Origin of the sequence: Comamonas sp. CAH-2, from assembly GCF_009668305.1 — a bacterium.
Classification (GTDB): Bacteria; Pseudomonadota; Gammaproteobacteria; order Burkholderiales; family Burkholderiaceae_C; genus Comamonas; species Comamonas aquatica.
Map to the genome: position 1 here is coordinate 31,114 of NZ_VSWF01000012.1, position 24,694 is coordinate 55,807.

The window sequence follows — 24,694 nt, forward strand, 5'->3', positions numbered from 1 at the left end:
GTTCAGGACTGTACCGGGCCGGCCACGGCCGTGGGCGACAGGCGGTGGTCGTTGAGCAGGGCTTTCTGGGTCACCGGGCTTTGCAGCTGGGTCAGCCACCAGTGCAACGCCTTGCCCAGTCCGCCGCTGCTGGGTTTTTTCCAAGCATAGCGCATGCGCAGCTGGCGTGTGGGCCGGGTGACGGGCTGGGTGACCAGCAGTCCGGCCTCCACATAGGGGCGGGCCATGCTTTCGGGCAGGAAGCCGCAGCCCAGGCCGCGCACCTGGGCGTCGATCTTGGCCTGGACGGTGTCGACCGTGAACGTGTCTTGGCCGCCCAGCAGGCCGATGGAGGTGCGCTCGCGCTGGGCCGAGTCGGCGACGACGATCAGGCGGTGCTCCAGCAGCAGTTCGTCGCTGATGGGTTGCTCCACCTGCGCCAGGGGATGGAACGGCGCCACGGCAAAGACAAAGGTGATGTCGCCCAGGTCCTCCAGCTGCAGCCCGGGCACGCTGGTGTTGTTGCTGCCGACGCCCAGGGCCAGGTCGGCCCGGCCGGTGCTCAGCAGCTCGACCGGTCCCGTCAGCGTGCCCATGCCCAGCTTGATCCGGGTGGGGGACTTCAGGGCGTAGAAGGCCTCGACCAAATCGAACAAGGTGGCCTGGGAGATCACGCCGTCGGCGACCAGGGTGAGCTCCGGCTCCCATCCGGTGGCAACGCGGCGCACGCGGTGCGCCACGGCGTCGATGTCCTGCAGCAAGCGGATGCCCTCGGTCAGCAGGGCCTGGCCCGCCTCGGTGGCCTGGGCCTGGCGGGTGCTGCGGTCGAACAGCAGCACATCCAGCGCTTCTTCCATCTGGCGCACGCGGTAGGTCAGCGCACTGGGCACCAGGTGCAACTGTCGCGCCGCAGCGGCAAAACTGCCAGTGTCGGCAATGGCCTGCAACATGGCCAGGCTGTCTGGCGTTAAAACATCACGAGGGCTGGGCATGCGGTGGAACGCTCATTCAAAGAGTTTGAATGATGCCATCAAACGGTGGCGATCAACGCTGGAACTGGCGCCCTTACAGTTCTGGACATGGCAGGTCACGACCTGCAGATGTAAGGAGCACCCCATGATTCAAATCCGCAAATCCCACGAACGTGGCTACGCCGACCACGGCTGGCTCAAGTCGTTCCACAGCTTTTCGTTCGCTGGCTACTACGACCCCGCCCACATGGGCTGGGGCAACCTGCGCGTCATCAATGAAGACCGCATCGCAGCCGGCACAGGCTTTGGCGCCCACCCCCACCACGACATGGAAATCGTCAGCTATGTCATGGAGGGCGAGCTGTCGCACAAGGACAGCATGGGCAACGTCCAGACGATTGCGCCGGGCGAAGTCCAGCGCATGACGGCCGGCACCGGCGTGGTCCACAGCGAACACAACCACGCGGCCGGCCGCACCACCCATTTTCTGCAGATCTGGCTGCTGCCCAGCCGCCAGGCGCTCGAGCCTGGCTATGAGCAAAAACGCTTCAGCGATGCTGAGAAGACCAATGTCCTGCGCCTGGTGGCGTCTCCCGACGGCCAGCAAGGCTCCGTCCACCTGAATGCCGATGCCAGCATCTACGCTAGCCTCGTGCGACCGCAGCCCGGGCAGACGGTACAGCTGGAGCACGTGTTGCCCCAGGGACGCAAGGCCTATGTCTTGGTGGTCCAGGGCCACATCGAGATTGCGGGACAAAAGCTGACAAGCGGCGATGCGCTGCTTGCAGAAAATGAGCGCAGCCTGCGCATGGAGAGCCAGCAGGCTGCAGAGTTGCTGGTGTTTGATTTGGCACCCTGAGTGCCTGGTTTGTTGATGGATTCCCCCAAGGACACTGCCCATAGAAAGCAATAGATATGAACAACTCTCTTCAAGACACTCTGGCCTTGGTGGGCCGCATTCTGCTGGCGTGGCTGTTTGTGCCTGCCGGTTTTGGCAAGATTGCCGGCTTTTCCGGCGCTGTCGGCTATGCGACATCTGTGGGTCTGCCCCTGCCCGAGGTTGGGGTGGCGGTGGGGCTGCTGATCGAGCTGGTGGGCGGGCTGATGCTGCTGGTCGGCTTCATGACGCGCCCTGCTGCTGTGCTGCTGGCGTTCTTCACCTTGGTGGCCAGCTTCTTCTTCCATGCCTATTGGTCGCTGCCGGCGGACCAGGCCATGATGCAGCAACTGATGTTCAACAAGAACATTGCCATCTCGGGCGGTTTGCTGGCCTTTGCCGCCTTCGGGGCAGGCCGCTGGAGCCTGGACGCCAAGCGCCAGCGCGTTTGAGCGTGATCGGTGGTGGTGGGGCAGTTGGTCTCGCCACCTTCATCCCATAAAAAAAGAGCTGCGTTGTGCAGCTCTTTTTTTATGGGCATTGCGCCGCAATCACTCGGGTTGCGGTGCGGGCAGCATGGATTTGATGCGGCTGGCCAGCTGGGCCACGGCCAGCGCGGCGGCGCAGCCCGGGGTGGCCTGCAGCAACAGCTGGCGGCGCATGACGGCATCGCGCACGGCCTTGTCGGCCGGGATGTCGCCCATGTGGATCAGGCGCATGGGCAGGCCCGACTCGGTGTTGACGAAGCGGTTCAGCACTTGCTGCAGCTGGCCGGTGATGGCGCGGCCATCGCCCGGGCGGATGGCCTGGTTGATCACCAGGCGCATGTTCTGGCGCTTTTGCTGGGTGGCCAGCACCTTGATGGCCGCATAGGCATCGGTCAGCGAGGTGGGTTCCGGCGTGGCCACGATCAGCACTTCCTTGGCCAGAGAGACCGAGAACAGCACCACGTCGGAGATGCCGGCGCCCGTGTCGAGCAGCACCACGTCGTAATTGGGGGCCAGGGTGTCGATCACGTGGATCAACTGGTTGCGCACCTCGGGTGTCAGGCGCGAGTATTCGACCATGCCCGAGCCGGCTAGCAGCACATGGAAGCCGCCGGGGGCCGTGACCACCGCGTCTTGCAGCGAGGCCTTGCCGGTGAACACATCGTGCAGCGTGACCTTGGGGTAGAGGTTCAGCACCACGTCCAGGTTGGCCAGGCCCAGGTCGGCATCCAGCACCAGCACGCGCATGCCCAGGCGGGTCAGCGCGGCGGCCAGGTTGGCGGAGACAAAGGTCTTGCCCACGCCGCCTTTGCCGCTGGTGACGGCAATGATGTGCGCGTTCGAGGTGCGGATGGTGCGCGGTTCGCCACCAGGGGTGTTGGCCTTGGTGGGGTGGAGGGGGGACAGCACGTCGCTCATCTCAATGCTTTCAGTTGACGCCATCTGTCGAGCCCAGGGGGGCGGCGAATACATCGGACCAATCCCCGGACCAGCTGGTATCGCCAGTCAAATCGGGGACAAAAAGCAGTTTTTTTTCTTCTGCAGTCACGGTGCTGTCAGGTTGTTGTTCGATTTCAATCCGGTTGCGGCCATGGCTCTTGGCTTGGTACAACTGCTGGTCTGCGCGCTCAATCCACAGCTTGCGCGTGCTGCGTATCCATTGCAGGGCATAGGCACCACCGATGCTGACGGTGACGGTCAGTTCCTGGCCTGGGGCGATGGGGATGCGCAGCGCTTCCACCGCCTTGCGCACGCGTTCAGCCACATTCTGGCCATAGGCAGGCTGGCAGGCCGGAAGGACGATGGCGAATTCTTCGCCGCCATAGCGGGCCAGCGTGTCCATGGGGCGCACGCAGCCATTCAGCGCCTGGGCCACCGCTTGCAACACCATGTCGCCGACGTTGTGGCCGTGCAGGTCGTTGACACGCTTGAAATGGTCCACGTCGATCATCAGCAGCAGTGCCACGTCACCGGAACGTGCCACGCGGTCCAGTTCACGGTCCAGGATGGTGTCGAACTGACGGCGGTTGGCGCAGCCGGTCAGCGGGTCGCGCAAAGAGAGGTCGCATAGCTCATCGATGATGGCTTGCAAGTGGGCGGAGGGATCGTGGTCCGCTGGGGGCAGGCCTGCACTTTCTTCTTTACCCAGCAGTGCAAGCGCTCCGTCCAGACGGAGCTGATGCAGCGTGATGGGGAGAGTTGTGGCAGTACCAGTCACAAAAAACGATCCAGCGTGGTTAATTCGTTCAAGTGTAGCAGTCCGTGCAGGCTGGCTGCGGGCTTCCTGCCATTTACCTCAATAAGCGTTGCGCAAAAAAGCCAGTGCTTGTGTATTGGTACGGTGCAGGTGCAGGCCGGTGCCGGGCGACAGGCATCCTGCTTTGTCCAGTATCGCTTGCACCGGCAATTTCAATCCGCCGATATGCAGGTCAATCCCGCGCTTTTGCAGGCTTTGGCGCAAGCGCAGAAAGCTCTCCACGCCGGTGACATCGATCCGGTTGATGGGCTGGGCGTCCAGGTACAGGGCCTGCAGGTCCGGATGCTCCTGCATTGCCTGGGTCAGATGGCGTTCCAGCGCGGCGGAGGAGGCGAAGTCCCACTCGGCATCCAGGCGCACGGCCAGCACGTGCGGGGTGATGGGCGGCAGGTTCCAGATGGCCCGCGAGCGCAGGCTGCCATCCGCGTGTTCGCCGATCTCGACGATCCGCGGGTGCAGGCGGTGGTACAGGAAGTGGCACAGGCTCAGCAGCACGCCCGTGAGCACGCCCCAGTACAGGCGCGGCGCGGTGGCCAGGGTCAGCACGAAGGTCGTCAGGGCAATGCTGCCTTCCACCGCCGAGATGCGAAACAGCGCCTGCAGGCTGCGCGGCTGGATCAGGTTGATGACGGCCGAGACCACCACCGCCGCCAGGGCTGCCTGGGGGATGTGGTACAGCCAGGGCGTGAGCCACAGCACCGTCACCAGCACCATGCCGATCGCGAACACGCTGGTCCAGCCGGTCTTGGCGCCCACGTGCAGCGTGACGGCCGAGCGGGAGAACGAGGCGCTGATGGCAAAGCTGCCGCTCAGGCCGGACACCACTTTGGACATGCCCTGGGCGATCAGGTCCTGGTTTTCATTCCAGCGCGTGCCGGCCTGGCGGTGCTCCAGCTGGGCGCTGGATGCCACTTCCAGAAAGCTCACCAGGCTGACCATGATCACGGGCAGCAGCAGGCGCGAGACTTCGTCCCAGCCGATGGCGGCTGGCCAGCTCAGCCCGGGCAGGCCCGCCGGCAGGTGGCCGACGATGTTGCCGTCGCGTTCGGCGTAGCCCAGGGCGGCACTCAGCATGCCGCACACGGCCACCACCAGCACGGCCGCGGGCCAGCGCGGGGCCAGTTTCTTGAGCAGCAGCAGCAGGCACAGCCCGCCCAGGCCGAAGCCGGCGGCCCAGCCGTCGAAGTGGTGCAGATCGGGGTTGTGGAACCAGGCGCTCCAGGTGCTGCGCAGCCCCAGCAGGTCGGGCAGCTGTGACAGCAGGATCAGGATGCCCGCCGCCTGGGTGAAGCCGTTCAGCACCGGCGAGGTGACCAGGTTGACCAGCCAGCCGCTGCGCAGCGCGCCCAGCAGCCACTGCACGGCGCCGGCCATGATGGCCATCCAGCAGGCCAGGGTGACCCAGTGGGCGCTGCCGGGTTCGGCCATACCGGCCAGCGATGCGCCGATCAGCAGGCTGGTCAGTGCCGTAGGGCCGACGCCCAGGCGGGGTGAATTGCTCCACAGCACGGCCACCAGCGAAGGCAGCAGGGCCGCATAGATGCCGGTGACCAGCGGCATGCCCGCGAGGGCGGCATAGGCCACGCCCTGGGGCAGCAGCATCAGGCCGACCGTGACCCCTGCCAGCATTTCGCCGCGGGCCAGCGCCCAGGTGGGGCGGGGCCAGGCCAGGAAGGGGAACCACTGTTTCAATTGCATAAGCCGCTATTGTGGAGGGATTGCGGGGCGTCTTGGATGTTCGTGCTTGTCCTACGGACGCTTCGGCCCTCTCCGACCGGGCGGGATTCGGGTTGCCCCTAGGATTCACCCCACGTCGTCACGGTGTTGAGGCCGTGGCTTTGCCTATATGAAGATTGATGAGGAGCTTTCACACATGTCGATATCTCACAAGCGCGTTGTTCAAGTGCTGGCCGTCTCGGCCCTGGCCCTGGGCCTGGCCGCATGCGGTCCCAAGGAAGAAACCGCCGGTCAGAAGCTGGACAACACCATTGAGCGTACTGAGCAAGCTGCTGAAAAGGCCAAGATGGAGGCAGACCGCGCCGCCGAGGCAGCCGGTCAGAAAATGGAAAACGCCGTAGAGGCCACCAAGGAGGCAGCGCAGCAGGCTGCCGATGCCACCAAGGATGTGGCCAGCGACGCCCTGGCCGTGGCCAGCGAGGCCAGCATCACCGCCAAGGTCAAGGCCGCACTGGTGGGCGATGCCGACCTGAGCGCGCTGAAGATCAATGTGGACACCAAGGGCAGCGTGGTCACCCTGCACGGCGAAGCCCCCAACCAGGCGGGCAAGGATCGTGCCGAGCAGCTGGCCAAGGCCGTGGAGGGCGTGTCCTCCGTCAACAACCTGCTGACCGTGAAGTAATCCGGCGCACGGTTTCCAAGAAGGCCGCCTTCGGGCGGCTTTTTCTTGGCCGGTGCGCGCGGTGGGCGGCTTAACATGTGGGCATGAAGCAAGCACGCCACATCACGACCGAGCTGGTACACCACGCGTACCAGGCCCCCGCCGCTTTCTCCGCGCCGCAGCCGGCGGTCCACAAGGCTTCCACCGTCCTGTTCGACAACGTGCAGGACATGCGCACGCGCCGCTGGCTGGACAAGAGCGGCTACACCTATGGCCTGCATGGCACGCCCACGACCTACCAGCTGGAAGAGCGCCTGTGCAGCCTGGAGGGGGGCCAGCAGTGCCTGCTGGTGCCCAGCGGGCTGAGCGCCATCAGCACCGTGGCCCTGGGCCTGCTGTCGGCGGGCGACGAGGTGCTGATTCCCGACAACGCCTACGGACCGAACAAGGATTTCGCCGACCACGAGCTGACCCGCTGGGGCATCCGCCCGGTGCTCTACAACCCCATGGATGTGGCCGACCTGCAGGCCAAGATCACACCGGCGACCACGCTGGTGTGGCTGGAAGCCCCGGGCAGCGTGAGCATGGAGTTCCCCGATCTGATCGCCCAGGTCCAGGCCTGCCGTGCGCGCGGCGTGACCACGGTGCTGGACAACACCTGGGGGGCGGGCCTTGCCTTCCAGCCGTTCGACCTGCTGGCCGATGGCGGCAGCCTGGGGGTGGATGTGTCCGCGCATGCGCTGACCAAGTACCCCAGTGGCGGTGGCGACGTGCTGATGGGCAGCATTATCACGGCGGACGGGGCCTTGCACATGCGCATCAAGCTGACGCACATGCGCCTGGGCATTGGCATCGGTGCCAACGATGCGGAGCTGGTGCTGCGCTCGCTGTCCAGCGTGGCCCTGCGCTATCGCGCGCACGACCTGTCGGCCCGCACCCTGGCGGCGGCGCTGCAGCGCCAGAGCGCCGTGGTGCAGCTGCTGCACCCAGCCTTCGCCGGCGCGCCTGGCCATGCCCACTGGCAGCAGCTGTGCGGCGGCGCCAACCAGGGCCAGGGCGCGGCTGCGGGCCTGTTCAGCGTGGTGATCGACCCGCGCTACGACCGTGCCGCCATCGACAAGTTCTGCGACAGCCTGCAGCTGTTCCGCCTGGGCTACAGCTGGGGCGGGCCCATGAGTCTGGTCGTGCCCTATGACATCGACAGCATGCGCAGCGGGGGCCGCGGCAGCCTGCAGGCCGGCTCCGTGGTGCGCTTTTGCGTTGGGCTGGAAGACCCGCAGGACCTGCTGCAAGACCTGGCCCAGGCTTGGCAGCTGGCCTTTGGCACGCCCTGGCAGGACTGAGGTCGTCTGAAAAACAGGAGCTGCTGGCGTGCATCCATATTGGATTTCAGAGTGAAATTTCTCTGAAACCTTTGTTGGAGGCGAGCCAGCTGCTCTTTTTTTTATCGGGTGTTTTCCGCAGATTGACGCCTGCGGGTGGCTATGTTTTCCTGTCTCCCACAGGAGGACAGCCATGGCAACACCGGATTCCCCCGTGCATGTGGTCGCCGCCAGCGAGGGCGCGCCCATCGTCATCCGCAGCGTCGGGTGGCACGAGCCCTTGCGCTGGCTGGCTGCTGGCTGGCGTGATATCCGCCGCGCCTGGGGCGTGGCCCTGTTCTACGGCAGCTGTTTCTGGCTGATGGCGCTGGCACTGGCCTGGGTGTTTCGGGCCAGCCCGGAATACACCATGTCGTTGGCCAGCGGCTGCCTGCTGCTGGGGCCGTTTCTGGCCATGGGGCTGTACGACACCAGCCGCCGGCTGGAGCAGGGGCTGGCCCCGGACCTGGGTCAGTCCATCACCTGCTGGGACAAGCAACTGGCCAGCATGGGCATGCTGGTGCTGGTGCTCATCGTGCTGGAGCTGCTGTGGGGCCGGGCTTCGCTGGTGGTGTTTGCCGTGTTCTTCAACACCGGTATGCCGTCCACCACCGGCGTGGTCCAGGCCTTGTTCAGTGTCGACAACTGGGAATTCATCGCTGTCTACAGCGCCGTTGGCGGTGTGTTTGCGGCCCTGGTGTTCGGCAGCACCGTCGTTTCGTTGCCGATGATGCTGGACCGCGGCACCGATGCCATGACCGCCGCCATCACCAGCTTGCGCGTGGTGACCACGCAGACCGGGGTGCTCGTGTTGTGGGGGCTGCTGATCGTGCTGCTGGTGGCGGTCGCCTTGCTGGTGCCCTGGCAGTGGCCGTTGGTCGTGGTGGGGCCATGGCTGGGCTGCGCCAGCTGGCACGCTTACCGGGCCTGCGTGGGGTCACAGCCGGTCACAGCAGAGGGCGCAGCACCGGCCACACGTTCTCCAGCATGAGCGGCTGGGCCTGGGCGTTGGGGTGGATGCGGTCGGCCTGGAACAGGGCCAGCGGGTCCTTGCCATCGGCCACGCCCTGCAGGAAGAAGGGCAGCAGCGCGGCCTTGCGCTCCTGCGCCACGCTGGCAAACAGCTGTTCAAAATCCTGGGCGTATTGCCGGCCGTAGTTGGGCGGCATCTGCATGCCCAGCAGCAGCACCTTGGCGCCGGCCTCCTGCGCCGCCTGGGTCATCCAGCGCAGGTTGTCGCGCGTGCCGGACAGCGGCAGACCGCGCAGCGCATCGTTGCCCCCCAGCTCGATGATGACCACGCTGGGCCGGTGCTGGCTCAGCAGGCCCGGCAGCCGCGCGCGCCCGCCCGAGGTGGTGTCGCCGCTGACGCTGGCATTGGTGACCGGCACCGGCTGCTGGTGCTGCGCCAGGCGCTGCGCCAGCAGGGCCACCCAGCCCGTGCCGCGCGCCAGGCCGTATTCGGCGCTCAGCGAATCCCCGACCACCAGCACATGCTTGGCAGGGCGTGCCTGCGCCTGCACGCCGCCGGCCAGGCTGGACAGGCCCAGGGCCAGCGAGGACGCGATAAAGTGGCGGCGGTGTTTCTTTGTTTGTGCGTCTTGCATGCTAGCGATAAGGCCTTTCATGTCTGCTGAATTGATGTCTGCCCCGGTGATCGAAGTCGAGCACCTGCATAAAACCGTGACCGACTCCACCGGTGCGCTGGAGATTTTGCGGGATATCCATTTCAGCCTGCAGCCCCGGCAGACCGCAGCCATCGTGGGGGCATCGGGATCGGGCAAGAGCACCTTGCTGTCGATGCTGGCCGGGCTGGACACCCCCACGCAGGGCTCGGTGCGCCTGCAGGGGCAAGACATTTTTGCACTGGACGAGGATGCGCGCGCAGCATTGCGTGGGCAGAAGATGGGTTTTGTGTTCCAGAGCTTCCAGCTACTGCCGAACCTGACGGCACTGGAAAACGTGATGCTGCCGCTGGAGCTGGCCGGCGTGCGCAGTGCGCGCCAGCAGGCCAGCGAGATGCTGCAGCGCGTGGGGCTGGGCCAGCGCCTGGGGCACTATCCCAAGCTGCTGTCCGGCGGAGAGCAGCAGCGCGTGGCCCTGGCGCGTGCCTTTGTGGTGCAGCCGGCCGTGCTGCTGGCGGACGAGCCCACGGGCAGCCTGGACTTCGCCACCGGGGCGGCGGTGATGGCGCTGATGCTGTCGCTGAACCGCGAGCTGGGCACAACCCTGGTGCTGGTCACCCACGACCGCGAGATTGCCGCGCAGTGCGAGCGCACCCTGACCATCGAGGCCGGGCGCCTGGTGTGAGCGCCAGGGCATTGCCAAATGCACGACAATCGCCGCATTCGTGAATTGGGGCCCTGTGCCCGCAGACCTGGAAATTTTTTATGACTGACGCTATCGCCCGCCCAGAATTGCCCGATCACCTGTCGATCGACCCCAGCAGCAAGTTCTTCGTGGCGGCCGTGTTCGAGCACGACATCGGCATCCGCTTCAACGGCAAGGACCGCAACGATGTGGAGGAATACTGTGTGAGCGAAGGCTGGGTGAAGGTGCCGGCCGGCAAGACCCTGGACCGCAAGGGCCGTCCGCTGCTGATCAAGCTCAAGGGCACGGTGGAAGCCTACTACCGCTGAGCCCGGACAGGCACAGCCCCCTGCAGCAGCCTTCGGGCTGCTTTTTTGTGGGCGCAGGCATGGGATGCCCATGAAAAAGGCCCCTGTGCAGGGGCCTTGGTCGACGGGAGTGCGGCAGGCGTCAGCCCTGGCGCTGCTCCTGGGCCATGCAGGCCGCAGCGGTGAACAGCACGTCGGTCGACGAGTTCAGCGCCGTTTCGGCGGAATCCTGCAGCACGCCGATGATGAAGCCGATGGCCACGACCTGCATGGCCACATCGTTGGAGATGCCGAACAGCGAGCAGGCCAGGGGGATCAGCAGCAGGGAGCCACCGGCCACGCCCGAGGCGCCGCAGGCGCAGACCGAGGCCACCACGCACAGCAGGATGGCCGTGGGCATGTCCACCACGATGCCCAGGGTGTGGGCCGCCGCCAGCGACAGCACGCTGATGGTGATGGCCGCGCCGGCCATGTTGATGGTGGCGCCCAGGGGAATGGCCACGCTGTAGGTGTTCTCGTCCAGGTTCAGGCGCTTGGCGATGGCCAGGTTCACGGGGATGTTCGCGGCCGAGCTGCGCGTGAAGAAGGCCGTGACACCGCTTTCGCGCAGGCACATCCACACCAGCGGGTAAGGGTTGCGGCGGATCTGCCACCACACGATCAGGGGGTTGACGATCAGCGCCACAAACAGCATGGAGCCCAGCAGCACCGCCAGCAGGTGCACATAGCCAGCCAGCACCTGGGTGCCGGTGGTGGCCACGGTGGAGGCTACCAGACCGAAAATGCCCAGCGGCGCGATGCGAATCACGGCCTGGATGATCAGGGTGATGCCGCTGGACAGGTCGGCCATGGCCTGGCGGGTGCTTTCCGCGCCCTTGCGCAGGGCGATGCCGATGGCGATGGCCCAGACCAGGATGCCGATGTAGTTGGCATTCAGCAGGGCATTGACCGGGTTGGCCACGGCGCTCTTGAGCAACTGGACCAGCACTTCACCGATGCCGCCCGGGGCCGCCATGCCCGAGGCCGCATCCTGCAGTATCAGCGTGGAGGGGAACAGCATGCTGGCCGTCACGCCGACGATGGCGGCGGTCAGGGTGCCGATCAGGTACAGGCCCAGGATGGGGCGCAGGTGCCCGGTCTGGCCGGGGCTTTGGTTGCTGATGGCGGCAATCACCAGCACGAACACCAGGATGGGGGCCACGGCCTTGAGGGTCGAAATGAACAGGGTGCCCAACAGCTCGACGCGCAGGGCGGCGTCGGGCCAGATCAGGGCCAACGCAATGCCCAGCACCAGGCCGATGACGATTTGCGTGACGATGCTGGTCTGCTTGGACCAGCGCAGCAGGGGGTGAAACATGATGAAAAAGCGTGCACCGAAGTCGGGAAAGTGCGCAAGTGTAGGGAGTTCGTGGATCCCTTGTCGGGTGCATGAATTCATAACTTGACGCTATGAAGTGCCCAGGCCATGCACCGGCATGAATTGAAGCCCGCTCTACAGGTATCTGTGTGCGGCCCTTGGCGCGGGGCTGCGAAGCGGGATAATCGCTGCCCTATGTCGTCCCCCAAAGTGCTTTTCGGCTTTCATGCCGTCGGCGTGCGTCTGAAGACCGCGCCCCAATCCATCATTGAGATTTATTACGAAGGCACGCGCCGCGATGCGCGCATGCGCCAGTTCTTGGAAAAAGCCAAGGAAGCCGGTGCGCGCCTGATCGAAGCCGATGCCATGCGCATCGCCAAGTTGGCCGGCAGCCACGGCCACCAGGGCGTGGCCGCGCGCGTGGACGAGGTCAAGGACACCCGCACGCTCGAAGAGCTGCTGGACGACCTGGAAGAAAGCGGGGTGCAGAACCCCTTGCTGCTGGTGCTGGATGGTGTGACCGATCCGCACAATCTGGGCGCCTGCCTGCGCGTGGCTGACGGTGCGGGCGTGCACGCCGTGATCGCGCCCAAGGACCATGCCTCGGGCATCAACGCCACGGTGGCCAAGGTGGCCAGCGGCGCGGCCGAGACCGTGCCGTACTTCATGGTGACCAACCTGGCGCGCACGCTCAAGGAACTCAAGGAGCGCAACATCTGGATCATCGGCACCAGCGGTGATGCCGACAAGCACCTGTACCAGGTGGACCTCAAGGGCCCCGTGGCCCTGGTGCTGGGCGCCGAGGGCGACGGCATGCGCCAGCTGACCCGCAAGACCTGCGACGAGCTGATCAGCATTCCCATGCAAGGTGCCGTGGAAAGCCTGAACGTGTCCGTGGCTAGTGGCGTGTGCCTGTACGAGGCCGTGCGCCAGCGCCAGGCATAAGCACAAAAAGATAGCTGTCAGCGCTTGCCATGCCTGCGCTAGAGCCAGAAAACACTGAAATTCTGCGGCAAGTGCGCGCCTGGCTGCAGCAGGCCCGGCAAGTGACGGTGCTGACCGGCGCGGGCGTCAGTGCCGAGTCGGGGGTGCCCACGTTCCGCGACGTGCAAACCGGCATCTGGGCGCAGTTCGATCCGCAGGAGATGGCGTCGGAGCCAGGTTTTCGGGCCCACCCGCAGCGCGTTTGGCAGTGGTACGCCCACCGGCGTGCCCTGGTGTCCACAGTGCAGCCGAATGCCGCGCACCAGGCGCTGGCGCAGTTTGCCCATCACCACCCGGGCAAGCTGCAACTGGTGACGCAGAACGTGGACGGCCTGCACCAGCGGGCGGGCAGCCCCGGTGTGATCTGCCTGCACGGGGATTTGCTGGCCCACCAATGGCTGGACGCGGTGTGCCCGCAGTGCGATCTAGAGGCTGCCGTGCAGCGTGGGGGCGAGCCGCCATCTTGTCCCACCTGCGGTAACACGGTGCGCCCCGGCGTGGTCTGGTTTGGCGAGCACCTGCCAGCGGCGGCCCTGGCGCAGGCGGAAGCCGCGGTGCAAACCTGCGACCTGATGCTGGTGGTGGGCACCTCGGGCGTGGTCTACCCGGCAGCGGGGCTGGTCTTTCAAGCCCACCAGCAGGGTGCACGTGTGGTGGTGGTCAACCCCGATGCGACCGAGCTGGACAGGTTGGCCGATGCCTGTGTGCGCGCCACGGCGGCCCAGGCATTGCCGCAACTGCTGCGGCTGGATGAGGGGGGTGTTTAAGGGTGGGTCTTGCCGTGCGCGGTTTGCGCGGCCAACCATTCGTGGAAGCTGCCATGCAGGTGCCGGGGGATGGTCACCATCTCCTGCTCCAGCACGCGAGCCATTTCCTGCAGGGTGGACAGCCGTGGATCCAGTCCGTTGCTTTCCAGCCGTTGCACCGTCATGCGCGACAGCCCGGCATGCTGGGCCAGTTCGGCCTGGGTCATATGACGGGCCTTGCGGATAGCGGTCAAGGCGGTGACCAGGGGGTAAGCGGGTTTGTGGTGGTCTTCGCCGGTGGCTGGGGTGGTGCTCATGCCACGACTGTAATCCGGTTTGGAGGCCGCGGTCGGCGGCCTCAGGCAAATACGTTGAGGCGTGTGCCCAGGTTGCCGTAGCGCGCCAGCTCGGGTTGGGCGTGCGCCATCGGTGTGGCTGCAGCGCTGCCCGGCGTGGCGGGATGGTCGCGTTGCGGTTGCTGCTGCTGGTTGGGGGAACGGCGCAGCTCCTGCAGCGTCAGGCTGTCGGTGACGCGGTTCTGCGCCCAAGCGTTGGTGGCGTTGCGAAGGGCGGTGGCGTAGCGTAAATCCATGGTCAGGCAGGGTCCGGTAGGAATGCCTGAACTCTAAAAGTGGAGCTCATCTTGCGGTCGATCAATAAAAAACCGATTGCCCGCTTTGTTTGGCCGATACGCGCAGGCTGGCAGGGCTGGGCCTTGGAATCAATCGGGCCAGTAGGGCAGCCAAGCAATCCGTCCCTGGCCGCCGTCGTTGAGGTGCTGGACCAGGGCTGCGCTGTGCGGCTGGGGCATGCTCCACTGCATGTCCACGCGGCTGTGGTGGCGGATGTTCTGCAACTGGGCGCCGGCCTGCTCCAGTTCGCGGCGCAGCCAGCCTTCTAGGGCATAGGGCAGGCTGCACTGCAGCGTCACCATGCGCTGCAAGGTGATCTTTTCGGCCTGCAGCAAGGCCTGGGCCACGCTGTCGGTGTAGGCGCGCACCAAGCCTCCGGCGCCCAGCTTGACGCCGCCAAAATAGCGCACCACGGTGGCCAGCACGCCTTCCAGGTCGTGGTGGCGCAGGACTTCCAGCATTGGGCGGCCCGCCGTGCCACTGGGCTCGCCATCATCGACTGCAGCCGACTGGCCGCCCGCCAGCAAGGCCCAGCAAACGTGGGCGGCGCCAGGGTGGGTCTGGCGCAGGGCATCGACCACCGCCTGGGCGCTGGCGCGATCGTGCATGGGTTGCACGCAACCGATGAAGCGGCTTTTTTTGATGAGCAGTTCGCTGTGGGCTGGGCGGGCAATCGTTTGCGGCATAGGGCGGCAAGCTTAAAGGAATCCGAGGGCCGTGCTGGCGACTGGGTGAGGGTTATGCCTAGGCCCCAGTGACAGTCCTTGTGAACCTTGTCCTACGGCGGCGGTTGTTCAGGCTTCTTACAGTCGAGTTCAAGGAGCGTGCCGCCATGTCCACACCACCTGCCACCCACAGCCTGTTGTCCGGTCACACCTTTGGCCGCCACCATACGCAGCACCCGCCACTGTCTGCGCCCTTGCAGCAGGGGCAAGCCTCCAATGTGGCGCAGATGGGTGGCGATGCACCGCAGGCAGTGCAAGCCCAGGCTGGCCCCACGCCATGTGACCTGGACCATCTGGTGCGCAGCATCGGGGAGTGGTGAGCGTGAGATTTCCGCATAAAAGCCGCCAATGAGGGCGGCTTTTTGATGGGTGGGCTTACTCGTCCGGTTGTTGCGGGCTGAAGATTTCCCAGCAGGCGATGAACAGGGCGGCGATGGCTGGGCCGATCACGAAACCGGTGAGCCCGAAAATCGACATGCCCCCCAAGGTGGTGATCAGCACGATGTAGTCAGGCAGCTTGGTGTCCTTGCCAACGAGTATGGGGCGCAGGATGTTGTCCACCAGCCCGATCACCACCACGCCATAGGTGGCCAGCACCAGGCCCTGGGTGACGCTGCCGGTGGCCATGAAGTAGATGGAGACCGGCCCCCAGATCAGGCTGGCGCCCACGGCGGGCAGCAGCGACAGGAAGGCCATCAGCACCCCCCAGAGCACAGCGCCCTGGATGTCCAGAATCCAGAAGATCAGGCCACCCAGTGCCCCCTGGGCGCAGGCAACCACCAGGTTGCCCTTGACGGTGGCGCGGATGACGGTGGCGAACTTGTCGGCCAGGGCTTGCTTGTGCTCGCGTTCCATTGGAATGGCGTTGCGCACGCGCTGTGCGAGGCGGGTGCCGTCGCGCAGCAGAAAGAACAGTAGGTACAGCATGATGCCGAAGCTCACCACAAAGCCCAGCGTGTTCTGGCCCAGTTCCACGGCCTTGCCCGCGATCAGCTTGCCGGCTTCGGCGGCCACGCTGGAGAGCTTGCTCTGGATTTCCTGGGTTGACGCCAAGTTGATGCGTTGCAGCAAATCTTTCATCCACGCGGGCATGGCGGCACTGATCTGCTGGAAGTAGGTGCCGAAGTCCAGCTGCCCCGTCGACATGCGGTTGTAGATGATCACGGTTTCGCTGACCACTGAGGTGGCGATCAGCACCAACGGCAGGATGACTCCCAGCAGACAGAGCGCCAAAGTGACCAGGGTGGCCAGGTTGGGCTTGCTGGGCATGCGCTGCAAAAGGCGCTTGTTCAGTGGGTGGAACAGGATGGCCAGCGCCAGGGCCCAGAAGATGGCGCCGATGAAGGGCCACAGAATCACGCCGAATCCCGCGCTGACTGCAATCAAGAGAAGCAAGAAGGTGCGGTTGGTGGTCTTTTCAGAGGGCATGGCCAGATGGATGGGGCTGAGGGGGCTCGGCTGGTGCGATGTTCAAGCGCAGACTGTACGCGACTTGCTTATTGCCGAAACTATGCTGCAGGCGGTTTTACATAAGAAATATGTTTTGAGGAGCATTTCAGGCACGTGTTTGTTGCAATGCACGATGAAATTCCTCAACTCTTACATAAGACCTTCACAAACGAATTGTGCTTTCGATGGCACAATGGCGCAGCAACAACAGGCCCTTCCTTTGCCACAGTCGCATCCGCCAATCGGTACAGCCGTGTCGCGGGAGGTTTACCAACCAGCTAAAGCTTTCTCCAGGAAAGCGAAGGTCAGCGGAATATGAGCGATCAGCCCACTGTCTACCAAGCCTATCAAGGCAACACCTATCTCTTCGGCGGCAATGCCCCTTACGTCGAAGAAATGTATGAGAACTATCTGGCCAACCCTGGCAGCGTTCCCGATTCCTGGCGCGAATACTTCGACGCCCTGCAGCACGTTCCTGCAGTCGATGGATCCAACGCCAAAGACATTCCCCACCAGCCCGTCATCAATGCTTTCGCTGAGCGCGCCAAGCAAGGCGGCACCAAGGTGGTCGTGGCTTCCGGTGCCGACTCCGAACTCGGGCGCAAGCGCACCGCGGTACAACAGCTGATTGCGGCCTATCGCAACGTCGGCCAACGCTGGGCCGATCTGGACCCCCTCAAGCGCACCGAGCGCCCTGAAATTCCTGAACTCGATCCTGCGTTCTACGGCTTCACCGATGCCGACCAGGAAACCGTGTTCAACGTGGGCAACACCTTCTTCGGCAAGGAAACCATGTCCTTGCGCGAGTTGCTCAACGCATTGCGCGAGACCTACTGCGGCACCATCGGTGTCGAGTACATGTACACCACCGACCAGGTGCAAAAGCGCTGGTGGCAGCAACGCCTGGAGTCCATCCGCTCCAAGCCTGCTTTCAATGCCGACCAGAAAAAGCGCATCCTGGACCGCCTGACTGCGGCCGAAGGCCTGGAACGCTACCTGCACACCAAGTATGTGGGCCAGAAGCGCTTCTCGCTGGAAGGCGGGGAGTCTTTCATCGTGGCGATGGACGAGCTGATCAATGCGGCCGGTGCCAAGGGTGTCCAGGAAGTGGTCATCGGCATGGCCCACCGTGGCCGTCTGAACGTGCTGGTCAACACCCTGGGCAAGATGCCCAAGGACCTGTTCGCCGAATTCGAGCACACTGCGCCCGAAGATCTGCCCGCAGGTGACGTGAAGTACCACCAGGGCTTCAGCTCCGACGTGTCGACCATCGGCGGCCCCGTGCATCTGTCGCTGGCGTTCAACCCTTCCCACCTGGAAATCGTGAACCCTGTGGTCGAAGGTTCGGTGCGTTCGCGCATGGACCGTCGCAACGACCCCGAAGGCAAGCAGGTGATGCCTGTGCTGGTGCACGGCGATGCCGCTTTCGCCGGCCAAGGTGTGAACCAGGAAACCCTGGCACTGATGCAGACCCGTGGTTATTCCACCGGCGGCACCGTGCACCTGATCATCAACAACCAGATCGGTTTCACCACCTCTGACCCCCGCGACAAGGGTTCGACCACCTACTGCACCGACATCGTGAAGATGGTCGAGTCGCCCGTGCTGCACGTGAACGGTGATGATCCCGAAGCCGTGGCACTGAGCATGCAACTGGCCCTGGACTACCGCATGGAGTTCCAGCAGGACGTGGTGGTGGACATCGTCTGCTTCCGCAAGCTGGGTCACAACGAGCAAGATACGCCTGCGCTGACCCAGCCGCTGATGTACAAGAAGATCGCGGCCCACCCTGGCACGCGCAAGCTGTATGCCGACAAGCTGGCAGCCCAAGGCCTGGGCGAGACCCTGGGTGACGACATGGCCAAGGCCTACCGCGCTGCCATGGACGAAGGCCGTCACACCCAGGAAGTGGTGCTGACCAACTTCAAGAGCCAGTACGCGGTCGACTGGAGCCCCTTCCTGGGCAAGAAGTGGACCGATGCCGGCGATACCGCGATTCCTCTGGCCGAATGGAAGCGTTTGGCCGAGAAGATCACCACGCTGCCCGAGACCGTCAACCCCCACTCCCTGGTGAAGAAGGTGGTGGACGACCGCGCCGCCATGGGCCGCGGCGAAGTCAACGTGGACTGGGGCATGGGTGAGCACATGGCCTTCGCATCGCTGGTGGCCTCGGGCTACCCCGTGCGTCTGTCTGGTGAAGACTGCGGCCGTGGCACCTTCACCCACCGCCACGCCGTGATCCACGATCAAAAGCGTGAAAAGTGGAACGAAGGCACCTACATCCCGCTGCAGAACGTGGCCGAGAACCAGGCGCCCTTCGTCGTCATCGACTCCATCCTGTCCGAAGAGGCAGTGCTGGGCTTTGAATACGGCTACGCCTCCAACGATCCCAACACCCTGGTGATCTGGGAAGCCCAGTTCGGCGACTTCGCCAACGGCGCCCAGGTGGTGATCGACCAGTTCATCGCCTCCGGCGAAGTGAAGTGGGGCCGCGTCAACGGTCTGACCATGATGCTGCCCCACGGCTACGAAGGCCAGGGCCCCGAGCACAGCTCGGCGCGTCTGGAGCGCTTCCTGCAACTGGCAGCCGACACCAACATGCAGATCGTGCAGCCCACCACGGCCAGCCAGATCTTCCACGTGCTGCGTCGCCAGATGGTGCGCAACCTGCGCAAGCCTTTGGTGATCATGACGCCCAAGTCGCTGCTGCGTAACAAGGATGCGACATCGCCGCTGACCGAGTTCACCTCCGGTGGTTTCCAGACCGTGATCCCCGAGCGTGATGCCGCCGTCGTGGCCAAGGCCGACAAGGTCAAGCGCATCATCGCCTGCTCCGGCAAGGTTTACTACGATCTGGTGAAGAAGCGTGCCGAGAAGGAAGTGGACGATGTCGCCATCATCCGCGTGGAACAGCTGTACCCCTTCCCCCACAAGGCCTTCGAAGCCGAAGTCAAGAAGTACGCGAATGCCAAGGAACTGGTGTGGTGCCAGGACGAGCCACAAAACCAAGGCGCGTGGTTCTTCATCCAGCACAACATCTACGAGAACATGCAAGAAGGCCAGAAGCTGGGTTACGCCGGTCGTGCAGCCTCTGCATCGCCAGCCGTGGGTTATGCCCACTTGCACGCTGAGCAGCAAAAGAACCTGGTGGAAGCCGCGTTCGCCAAGCTCAAAGGCTTTGTCCTGACCAAGTAATCCAGGCACAACCCCTGCTTAGGCAGGGGCGTCTCCCACTTTTTGGAAAGAATTCAAAATGGCAATCGTAGAAGTTAAAGTCCCCCAGCTGTCCGAGTCCATCGCCGAAGCGACCATGCTGACTTGGAAGAAGAAGCCCGGCGAAGCTGTCGCCGTGGACGAAATCCTGATCGAAATCGAAACCGACAAGGTCGTGCTGGAAGTGCCTGCCCCCGCTGCTGGCGTGCTGACCGAAATCGTGCAAGGTGACGGTGCCACCGTGACCGCTGACCAACTGATCGCCAAGATCGACACCGAAGCCGTGGCCGGCGCTGCCGCACCTGCGGCTGCAGCCCCTGCCGCCGCCGCTGCACCGGTTGCTGCGCCTGCCGCTGCCGCCAACAAGGGCGATGTGGCCATGCCTGCTGCTGCCAAGCTGCTGGCCGAGAACAACCTGTCCGCCGCCAATGTGGCTGGCACAGGCAAGGACGGCCGTGTGACCAAGGGTGATGCCCTGTCCGCCATCAAGGCGGGTGCCAGCATCCCCACGGGCGCTCCCAAGGCTGCCTTGCCCCAGGTGGCAGCACCTGCCGTCAAGGAAGACCTGTCGGGTCGCCCCGAGCAGCGCGTGCCCATGACACGTCTGCGTGCCCGTGTGGCCGAGCGTCTGCTGCAGTCGCAATCCACCAACGCCATCCTGACGACGTTCAACGAAATCAACATGGCGCCCGTGATGGCGCTGCGCAAGAAGTTCCAGGACGACTTCACCAAGGAACACGGTGTGAAGCTGGGCTTCATGTCCTTCTTCGTGAAGGCGGCCGTGCATGCCCTGAAGAAGTACCCCGTGCTGAACGCTTCGGTGGACGGTAACGACATCGTTTACCACGGCTACTTCGACATCGGTATCGCCGTGGGTTCGCCCCGTGGCCTGGTGGTGCCCATCCTGCGCAACGCCGACCAGATGAGCTTTGCCGACATCGAAAAGAAGATCGCTGAATTCGGCAAGAAGGCCGCCGACGGCAAGCTGGGCATCGAAGAGATGACCGGTGGCACCTTCTCGATCTCCAACGGCGGTACCTTCGGCTCGATGATGTCCACCCCCATCATCAACCCCCCACAGTCCGCCATCCTGGGCGTGCACGCCACCAAGGACCGCGCCGTGGTCGAAAACGGCCAGGTCGTGGTGCGCCCCATGAACTACTTCGCCATGTCGTATGACCACCGCATCATCGACGGCCGCGAAGCCGTGCTGGGCCTGGTGGCCATGAAGGACGCGCTGGAAGATCCTTCCCGCCTGCTGTTCGACCTGTAATCCCCACAGGGTTCGAACCTCGACGAAAACCCACCCTCGGCCACGCCCTGCGGTGGGTTTTTTCAAGCACCTGACACACAGAGATTTTGAGTTATGAGCAAGCAATTTGACGTTATCGTGATCGGCGCCGGCCCCGGCGGCTACATCGCCGCCATCCGCGCGGCCCAACTGGGCAAGAACGTGGCCTGTATCGACGCCTGGTCGACCACGGCCGGCACACCCGCACCCGGCGGCACCTGCACCAACGTGGGTTGCATTCCCTCCAAGGCGCTGCTGCAGTCGTCCGAGCACTTTGAACACGCCAAGCTGCACTTTGCCGACCACGGCATCAGCACGGGCGAAGTGGCCATGGACGTCAGCAAGATGATCGCCCGCAAGGACGCCATCGTGAAGCAGAACAACGACGGCATCCTGTACCTGTTCAAGAAGAACAAGGTCACTTTCTTCCACGGTACGGCTTCGTTCGTGAAGGCCGTGGACGGCGGCTATGAGATCAAGGTGGCCGGCAAGGCCGAAGAAACCCTGGTCGGCGCACAGATCGTGGTGGCCACCGGCTCGAATGCCCGTGCCTTGCCCGGCCTGCCTTTCGACGAAGACAAGGTGCTGTCCAACGACGGCGCGCTGCGCGTGGGCGCTGCGCCCAAGAAGCTGGCGTTGATCGGCGCGGGCGTGATCGGCCTGGAAATGGGCTCCGTGTGGCGCCGCCTGGGTGCCGAAGTGACCGTGCTGGAAGGCGCGCCTGCCTTCCTGTCGGCGGTCGACGAGCAGATCGCCAAGGAAGCCAAGAAGTCCTTCGACAAGCAAGGCCTGAAGATCGAGCTGGGCGTGAAGATCGGCAACGTCGACACCTCCGGTGCCGGCGTGAAGCTGGAATACACCAACGCCAAGGGCGAAGCCCAGGTGCTGGAAGCCGACAAGCTGGTGGTGTCGATCGGCCGTGTGCCCAACACCAACGGCCTGAACGCCGAGGTCGTGGGCCTGCAGCTGGACGAGCGCGGTGCCATCGTGGTCGACGGCGACTGCAAGACCAACCTGCCCGGCGTGTGGGCGGTGGGTGACGTGGTGCGTGGCCCCATGCTGGCGCACAAGGCCGAGGAAGAGGGCGTGGCCGTGGCAGAGCGCATTGCCGGCCAGCACGGTCACGTGAACTTCGCCACCATCCCCTGGGTGATCTACACCAGCCCTGAAATCGCCTGGGTGGGTCGTACCGAGCAGCAACTGAAGGCCGACGGCGTGAAGTACAAGGCCGGCTCCTTCCCGTTCCTGGCCAATGGCCGTGCGCGCGCCCTGGGTGACACCACCGGCATGGTGAAGTTCCTGGCCGATGCCGAGACCGACGAAATCCTGGGCGTGCACATGGTGGGCCCCATGGTGTCCGAGCTGATCTCCGAAGCCGTGGTGGCCATGGAGTTCAAGGCATCGAGCGAAGACATCGCCCGCATCTGCCATGCCCACCCCTCGCTGTCGGAAGCGACCAAGGAAGCGGCCCTGGCCGTGGACAAGCGTACGCTGAACTTCTAAACCAAGTTTCAAGCCGTAAATGGCTGCCAGCGCCCGTGGATAGGGCGCTGGCAGCTATTTTTTAGGGGTACTGAGTGATGCAGGGCCAGGGGGCTGCAGGCTGCAGGCATTCCAGCAAAAGGGGGTATGCAGTCGATGCCGGCCATGCGGAACATCCCGCCATCGTGCAGACAGCAGGCTGGCGTTTGCAGCGTGCACAGAGCTGGCCTCAGGGGCGGCGCAGGCTGGCCGGGTACCAGAAATCGCGGAACATGTCGCTGCCATACGACTGGCCGTCATAGCGCAGCACGGTGCGCACCCGGCGCTGGCGGGTCTGCCCGACCGCGCCGTCGCGCACTTCGTGCTGCGTAACGTGTGCGGTCAGGGACAGGTCGGCAAAGCCATGGCGGCTGGTCTTTTCCACACCCAGGGTGATTCGGGCCTCTTCGCTGCGCTGCAGGGGCTCGCCCATCATGCATGGCGTGCCTACGATGCTGATCCAGCCCCACAGGTTGGTGTCCAGCACCGGGCGCAGTTGTTGGCCTTCGCGCACCCACAGCGTCAGCTCGGAACCGGCGTTCGCGTCGCCGCAGCGCGATCCCAGGGCGTGGCTGTGGAACACCGTGCCAAAGGCGCGCACGCTGGGGCTGAGCCTGTAGCGCGCCGTGTCGATGTGGTAGCGGCCCACGGCGGTGGTGGCGTCCTCTTCGATCTGGGTACGGTGGGCAGCGACCACCGCGCCGTGCTCGACCAGGGCCACCACTTGCAGCTTGCTGCCGTCGCCCCGGGTGGGGCCTTCCTGCAGGGTGTCGAAGGCGATGGCCGCGATGGTGGTTTTCGGCGCATCGGGCAGGGGCTTGCAGGCCGCTGCCGCGATCAGGCCGCCTGGCGTCTCCCACGGCACCAGTGGGCCGCTGACGCCGGCCCAGCGTGCCACGGCGGCGATGGTGCTGGGCGCGCAGGCCTGTTCGTCGGCCGCCCAGGTGGAAGGGCTGACAGCGGCCGCGGCCAGCAGGACCGTCAGTGCAAGGGTGGGGTGGCGCAGAAAATGGGGGAGGTGCATGGAAGGCGGGAGAGGGGGGGCGCCGCTGCGGCCGCCGTGCTGGCACGCAAGCGCCTGAGCAGGCGGCTAGAATGCAGGTTTGTCGTTGGCTCGACATGATATCCACAAGCCCCTGCGGATCTGCTGTCCGCGCGCCTGCTGCGACGCCGTGCACTGATGGACCTGTGTCGCGTGCACCCATCCTCGCCTCCTTCCCCCTGAGACTTGGCTGAACGCGAGTGCATGCTTGAGCCATGGACCCGTGTTGGAGGTAGAAGGTGAATGTGAGACAAGCGTACGAGGCCGAGCTGGCTGCCAAGGGCTTTACCGCCGATCCTGCGCAGCTGCGCGCCGTGGATGCGTTGCAGCGCTGCGCCGATGACTGGGCGGCGTACAAATCCAAGCGCTCGAATGCGATCAAGAAGCTGTTCCAGAAGCCGGAAATTCCGCGCGGCGTCTATATGTACGGCGGGGTCGGACGGGGCAAGAGCTTCCTGATGGACTGCTTTTTCAATGCCGTGCCGATCAAGCGCAAGGTGCGCCTGCACTTCCACGAATTCATGCGCGAAGTGCACCGCGAGCTGCACCTGCTGCAAGGCACGCAGAACCCGCTGGATGCGCTGGGTGCCAAGATCGCCAAGCGCTACAAGCTGATCTGCTTTGACGAGTTCCACGTGGCCGACATCACCGACGCCATGATCCTGCACCGCCTGCTGGTGTCGTTGTTCGACAATGGCGTGGGCTTTGTCACCACCTCCAATTTCACGCCCGACGGCCTGTACCCTGACGGGCTGCACCGCGACCGCATCCTGCCGGCGATCGACCTGCTCAACGCCCGCATGGACGTGGTCAACGTGGACAACGGCACGGACTACCGCCGCCGCACGCTGGAGATGGTCCAGCTCTACCACTGCCCGCTGGGGCCGCAGGCGGACGCCTCGATGAAGGATGCGTTCGAGAAGCTGGCCGATGTGCCCGACGAGAAGCCGGTCTTCAAGATCGAGTCGCGCGAACTCAAGCCCCTGCGCCGCGCTGGTGGCGTGATCTGGTTCGACTTCCGCGAGCTGTGCGACAACCCGCGCTCGCAGAACGATTACCTGGAAATCGCCTCGCAATTCCATACCGTGCTGCTGTCCAACGTGCCCTACATGCCGGTCAACATGGCCTCGCCGGCGCGCCGCTTCACCTGGCTGGTGGACGTGCTCTACGACCGGCGCGTCAAGCTGATCATGTCGGCCGCCGTGCCGCCCGAGCAGCTGTACACCGAAGGCCCGTTGGCCCACGAGTTTCCGCGTACAGTGTCGCGCTTGAACGAAATGCAATCCCAGGAGTTCCTGGCGCTGGAGCGCCGGGTGGTGGACACCGGGCTGACCTGATTTGAGAGC

At 64.6% G+C, this 24,694-nt stretch carries 25 protein-coding genes; 14 read left to right on the top strand and 11 right to left on the bottom strand.

What is annotated here, in order from left to right:
• Nucleotides 1-2: 2 nt before the first annotated feature.
• Nucleotides 3-971: a LysR family transcriptional regulator gene (locus FYM52_RS09190; protein WP_154163856.1), complete on the bottom strand. Its 969-nt coding sequence runs from the start codon at nucleotides 969-971 to the stop codon at nucleotides 3-5.
• A 124-nt stretch (nucleotides 972-1,095) separates the two neighbouring features.
• Between FYM52_RS09190 and FYM52_RS09195 the strand changes: the two genes are divergently transcribed.
• A complete protein-coding gene (locus FYM52_RS09195) occupies nucleotides 1,096-1,809 on the top strand; it encodes a pirin family protein (protein WP_043741213.1) in 714 nt (237 codons plus the stop codon).
• Between the two features lie 56 nt (nucleotides 1,810-1,865).
• On the top strand, nucleotides 1,866-2,279 hold the full coding sequence (locus FYM52_RS09200) for a DoxX family protein (RefSeq protein ID WP_043383503.1): 414 nt from the start codon (nucleotides 1,866-1,868) through the stop codon (nucleotides 2,277-2,279).
• Nucleotides 2,280-2,378: 99 nt separating this feature from the next.
• Here FYM52_RS09200 and FYM52_RS09205 read toward each other — a convergent pair whose 3' ends face one another.
• The 3 genes from FYM52_RS09205 to FYM52_RS09215 form a co-directional block, all read right to left on the bottom strand.
• Nucleotides 2,379-3,233, bottom strand: a complete 855-nt coding sequence (locus FYM52_RS09205) for a MinD/ParA family protein (RefSeq protein WP_154163857.1) — start codon at nucleotides 3,231-3,233, stop codon at nucleotides 2,379-2,381.
• Between the two features lie 10 nt (nucleotides 3,234-3,243).
• Nucleotides 3,244-4,032 carry a GGDEF domain-containing protein gene (locus tag FYM52_RS09210; protein WP_043383496.1) on the bottom strand — a complete coding sequence of 263 codons (789 nt, stop codon included), beginning with the start codon at nucleotides 4,030-4,032 and terminating at the stop codon, nucleotides 3,244-3,246.
• A gap of 78 nt (nucleotides 4,033-4,110) precedes the next feature.
• The gene (locus tag FYM52_RS09215) at nucleotides 4,111-5,769 is read right to left on the bottom strand and encodes a SulP family inorganic anion transporter (RefSeq protein ID WP_154163858.1); all 1,659 of its coding nucleotides are present in this window, start codon (nucleotides 5,767-5,769) and stop codon (nucleotides 4,111-4,113) included.
• A 175-nt stretch (nucleotides 5,770-5,944) separates the two neighbouring features.
• On the opposite strand from FYM52_RS09215, the gene FYM52_RS09220 reads away from it, so the two are divergent.
• The 3 genes from FYM52_RS09220 (at nucleotide 5,945) to FYM52_RS09230 (ending at nucleotide 8,761) form a co-directional block, all read left to right on the top strand.
• Complete coding sequence (locus tag FYM52_RS09220; protein WP_042416464.1) at nucleotides 5,945-6,430, top strand: BON domain-containing protein; 486 nt, start codon at nucleotides 5,945-5,947, stop codon at nucleotides 6,428-6,430.
• An 83-nt stretch (nucleotides 6,431-6,513) separates the two neighbouring features.
• On the top strand, nucleotides 6,514-7,752 hold the full coding sequence (locus tag FYM52_RS09225; protein ID WP_154163859.1) for a PLP-dependent transferase: 1,239 nt from the start codon (nucleotides 6,514-6,516) through the stop codon (nucleotides 7,750-7,752).
• Between the two features lie 172 nt (nucleotides 7,753-7,924).
• Entirely contained in the window at nucleotides 7,925-8,761 is an 837-nt protein-coding gene (locus FYM52_RS09230) for a DUF2189 domain-containing protein (protein ID WP_051519506.1), read from the top strand.
• Here FYM52_RS09230 and FYM52_RS09235 read toward each other — a convergent pair.
• Nucleotides 8,718-9,377 (bottom strand): arylesterase, encoded by a 660-nt coding sequence (locus tag FYM52_RS09235; protein WP_154163860.1) that lies wholly within the window; start codon nucleotides 9,375-9,377, stop codon nucleotides 8,718-8,720. The genes FYM52_RS09230 and FYM52_RS09235 overlap by 44 nt on opposite strands.
• A 19-nt stretch (nucleotides 9,378-9,396) precedes the next feature.
• Here FYM52_RS09235 and FYM52_RS09240 point away from each other — a divergent pair, with 19 nt between their 5' ends.
• Both FYM52_RS09240 and FYM52_RS09245 read left to right on the top strand, forming a co-directional pair.
• On the top strand, nucleotides 9,397-10,080 hold the full coding sequence (locus tag FYM52_RS09240; RefSeq protein WP_154163861.1) for an ABC transporter ATP-binding protein: 684 nt from the start codon (nucleotides 9,397-9,399) through the stop codon (nucleotides 10,078-10,080).
• Between the two features lie 80 nt (nucleotides 10,081-10,160).
• Nucleotides 10,161-10,409 carry a DUF3297 family protein gene (locus tag FYM52_RS09245; RefSeq protein ID WP_042416452.1) on the top strand — a complete coding sequence of 83 codons (249 nt, stop codon included), beginning with the start codon at nucleotides 10,161-10,163 and terminating at the stop codon, nucleotides 10,407-10,409.
• Nucleotides 10,410-10,530: 121 nt separating this feature from the next.
• Here the strand turns inward: FYM52_RS09245 and sstT are convergent, their stop codons facing one another.
• Nucleotides 10,531-11,745: a serine/threonine transporter SstT gene (gene sstT, locus FYM52_RS09250; RefSeq protein ID WP_154163862.1), complete on the bottom strand. Its 1,215-nt coding sequence runs from the start codon at nucleotides 11,743-11,745 to the stop codon at nucleotides 10,531-10,533.
• Nucleotides 11,746-11,940: 195 nt separating this feature from the next.
• Here sstT and rlmB point away from each other — a divergent pair, with 195 nt between their 5' ends.
• Together rlmB and FYM52_RS09260 are read left to right on the top strand one after the other, a co-directional pair.
• Entirely contained in the window at nucleotides 11,941-12,690 is a 750-nt protein-coding gene (rlmB, locus tag FYM52_RS09255) for a 23S rRNA (guanosine(2251)-2'-O)-methyltransferase RlmB (protein WP_045266852.1), read from the top strand.
• 29 nt (nucleotides 12,691-12,719) lie between these two features.
• Nucleotides 12,720-13,496 carry an NAD-dependent deacylase gene (locus FYM52_RS09260; RefSeq protein WP_154163863.1) on the top strand — a complete coding sequence of 259 codons (777 nt, stop codon included), beginning with the start codon at nucleotides 12,720-12,722 and terminating at the stop codon, nucleotides 13,494-13,496.
• On the opposite strand, the gene FYM52_RS09265 is transcribed toward FYM52_RS09260, so the two are convergent.
• The 3 genes from FYM52_RS09265 to FYM52_RS09275 all read right to left on the bottom strand — a co-directional run bounded on the left by FYM52_RS09265 (nucleotide 13,493) and on the right by FYM52_RS09275 (nucleotide 14,793).
• Entirely contained in the window at nucleotides 13,493-13,792 is a 300-nt protein-coding gene (locus FYM52_RS09265; protein ID WP_154163864.1) for a helix-turn-helix domain-containing protein, read from the bottom strand. The two genes, FYM52_RS09260 and FYM52_RS09265, sit on opposite strands and share 4 nt — an antisense overlap.
• Nucleotides 13,793-13,833: 41 nt before the next feature.
• Nucleotides 13,834-14,067, bottom strand: coding sequence for a hypothetical protein (locus FYM52_RS09270; RefSeq protein ID WP_042416440.1), 234 nt, complete (start codon nucleotides 14,065-14,067; stop codon nucleotides 13,834-13,836).
• A 129-nt stretch (nucleotides 14,068-14,196) separates the two neighbouring features.
• Complete coding sequence (locus FYM52_RS09275) at nucleotides 14,197-14,793, bottom strand: YigZ family protein (protein ID WP_154163865.1); 597 nt, start codon at nucleotides 14,791-14,793, stop codon at nucleotides 14,197-14,199.
• Nucleotides 14,794-14,939: 146 nt separating this feature from the next.
• Here FYM52_RS09275 and FYM52_RS09280 point away from each other — a divergent pair, with 146 nt between their 5' ends.
• Nucleotides 14,940-15,152 carry a hypothetical protein gene (locus FYM52_RS09280; RefSeq protein ID WP_154163866.1) on the top strand — a complete coding sequence of 71 codons (213 nt, stop codon included), beginning with the start codon at nucleotides 14,940-14,942 and terminating at the stop codon, nucleotides 15,150-15,152.
• Nucleotides 15,153-15,207: 55 nt separating this feature from the next.
• Here FYM52_RS09280 and FYM52_RS09285 read toward each other — a convergent pair whose 3' ends face one another.
• Nucleotides 15,208-16,260, bottom strand: a complete 1,053-nt coding sequence (locus FYM52_RS09285; protein WP_042416429.1) for an AI-2E family transporter — start codon at nucleotides 16,258-16,260, stop codon at nucleotides 15,208-15,210.
• A 336-nt stretch (nucleotides 16,261-16,596) separates the two neighbouring features.
• On the opposite strand from FYM52_RS09285, the gene FYM52_RS09290 reads away from it, so the two are divergent.
• The 3 genes from FYM52_RS09290 to lpdA all read left to right on the top strand — a co-directional run bounded on the left by FYM52_RS09290 (nucleotide 16,597) and on the right by lpdA (nucleotide 22,288).
• Complete coding sequence (locus FYM52_RS09290) at nucleotides 16,597-19,476, top strand: 2-oxoglutarate dehydrogenase E1 component (protein ID WP_043383450.1); 2,880 nt, start codon at nucleotides 16,597-16,599, stop codon at nucleotides 19,474-19,476.
• Nucleotides 19,477-19,534: 58 nt separating this feature from the next.
• Nucleotides 19,535-20,767, top strand: coding sequence for a 2-oxoglutarate dehydrogenase complex dihydrolipoyllysine-residue succinyltransferase (odhB, locus tag FYM52_RS09295; protein WP_042418532.1), 1,233 nt, complete (start codon nucleotides 19,535-19,537; stop codon nucleotides 20,765-20,767).
• A 93-nt stretch (nucleotides 20,768-20,860) separates the two neighbouring features.
• The gene (gene lpdA / locus FYM52_RS09300) at nucleotides 20,861-22,288 is read left to right on the top strand and encodes a dihydrolipoyl dehydrogenase (RefSeq protein WP_154163867.1); all 1,428 of its coding nucleotides are present in this window, start codon (nucleotides 20,861-20,863) and stop codon (nucleotides 22,286-22,288) included.
• 208 nt (nucleotides 22,289-22,496) lie between these two features.
• Here the strand turns inward: lpdA and FYM52_RS09305 are convergent, their stop codons facing one another.
• Nucleotides 22,497-23,330: a multidrug ABC transporter ATPase gene (locus FYM52_RS09305; RefSeq protein WP_154163868.1), complete on the bottom strand. Its 834-nt coding sequence runs from the start codon at nucleotides 23,328-23,330 to the stop codon at nucleotides 22,497-22,499.
• Between the two features lie 257 nt (nucleotides 23,331-23,587).
• Here FYM52_RS09305 and zapE point away from each other — a divergent pair, with 257 nt between their 5' ends.
• Nucleotides 23,588-24,685, top strand: a complete 1,098-nt coding sequence (zapE, locus tag FYM52_RS09310; RefSeq protein ID WP_042418527.1) for a cell division protein ZapE — start codon at nucleotides 23,588-23,590, stop codon at nucleotides 24,683-24,685.
• Nucleotides 24,686-24,694 lie beyond the last annotated feature (9 nt).

Coding starts and splice junctions, on each gene's coding strand:
- FYM52_RS09190 (WP_154163856.1), bottom strand. CDS start 971: ATGCCCAGCCCTCGTGATGTTTTAACGCCAGACAGCCTGGCCATGTTG.
- FYM52_RS09195 (WP_043741213.1), top strand. CDS start 1,096: ATGATTCAAATCCGCAAATCCCACGAACGTGGCTACGCCGACCACGGC.
- FYM52_RS09200 (WP_043383503.1), top strand. CDS start 1,866: ATGAACAACTCTCTTCAAGACACTCTGGCCTTGGTGGGCCGCATTCTG.
- FYM52_RS09205 (WP_154163857.1), bottom strand. CDS start 3,233: ATGAGCGACGTGCTGTCCCCCCTCCACCCCACCAAGGCCAACACCCCT.
- FYM52_RS09215 (WP_154163858.1), bottom strand. CDS start 5,769: ATGCAATTGAAACAGTGGTTCCCCTTCCTGGCCTGGCCCCGCCCCACC.
- FYM52_RS09220 (WP_042416464.1), top strand. CDS start 5,945: ATGTCGATATCTCACAAGCGCGTTGTTCAAGTGCTGGCCGTCTCGGCC.
- FYM52_RS09225 (WP_154163859.1), top strand. CDS start 6,514: ATGAAGCAAGCACGCCACATCACGACCGAGCTGGTACACCACGCGTAC.
- FYM52_RS09230 (WP_051519506.1), top strand. CDS start 7,925: ATGGCAACACCGGATTCCCCCGTGCATGTGGTCGCCGCCAGCGAGGGC.
- FYM52_RS09235 (WP_154163860.1), bottom strand. CDS start 9,377: ATGCAAGACGCACAAACAAAGAAACACCGCCGCCACTTTATCGCGTCC.
- FYM52_RS09240 (WP_154163861.1), top strand. CDS start 9,397: ATGTCTGCTGAATTGATGTCTGCCCCGGTGATCGAAGTCGAGCACCTG.
- FYM52_RS09245 (WP_042416452.1), top strand. CDS start 10,161: ATGACTGACGCTATCGCCCGCCCAGAATTGCCCGATCACCTGTCGATC.
- sstT (WP_154163862.1), bottom strand. CDS start 11,745: ATGTTTCACCCCCTGCTGCGCTGGTCCAAGCAGACCAGCATCGTCACG.
- rlmB (WP_045266852.1), top strand. CDS start 11,941: ATGTCGTCCCCCAAAGTGCTTTTCGGCTTTCATGCCGTCGGCGTGCGT.
- FYM52_RS09260 (WP_154163863.1), top strand. CDS start 12,720: ATGCCTGCGCTAGAGCCAGAAAACACTGAAATTCTGCGGCAAGTGCGC.
- FYM52_RS09265 (WP_154163864.1), bottom strand. CDS start 13,792: ATGAGCACCACCCCAGCCACCGGCGAAGACCACCACAAACCCGCTTAC.
- FYM52_RS09270 (WP_042416440.1), bottom strand. CDS start 14,067: ATGGATTTACGCTACGCCACCGCCCTTCGCAACGCCACCAACGCTTGG.
- FYM52_RS09275 (WP_154163865.1), bottom strand. CDS start 14,793: ATGCCGCAAACGATTGCCCGCCCAGCCCACAGCGAACTGCTCATCAAA.
- FYM52_RS09280 (WP_154163866.1), top strand. CDS start 14,940: ATGTCCACACCACCTGCCACCCACAGCCTGTTGTCCGGTCACACCTTT.
- FYM52_RS09285 (WP_042416429.1), bottom strand. CDS start 16,260: ATGCCCTCTGAAAAGACCACCAACCGCACCTTCTTGCTTCTCTTGATT.
- FYM52_RS09290 (WP_043383450.1), top strand. CDS start 16,597: ATGAGCGATCAGCCCACTGTCTACCAAGCCTATCAAGGCAACACCTAT.
- odhB (WP_042418532.1), top strand. CDS start 19,535: ATGGCAATCGTAGAAGTTAAAGTCCCCCAGCTGTCCGAGTCCATCGCC.
- lpdA (WP_154163867.1), top strand. CDS start 20,861: ATGAGCAAGCAATTTGACGTTATCGTGATCGGCGCCGGCCCCGGCGGC.
- FYM52_RS09305 (WP_154163868.1), bottom strand. CDS start 23,330: ATGCACCTCCCCCATTTTCTGCGCCACCCCACCCTTGCACTGACGGTC.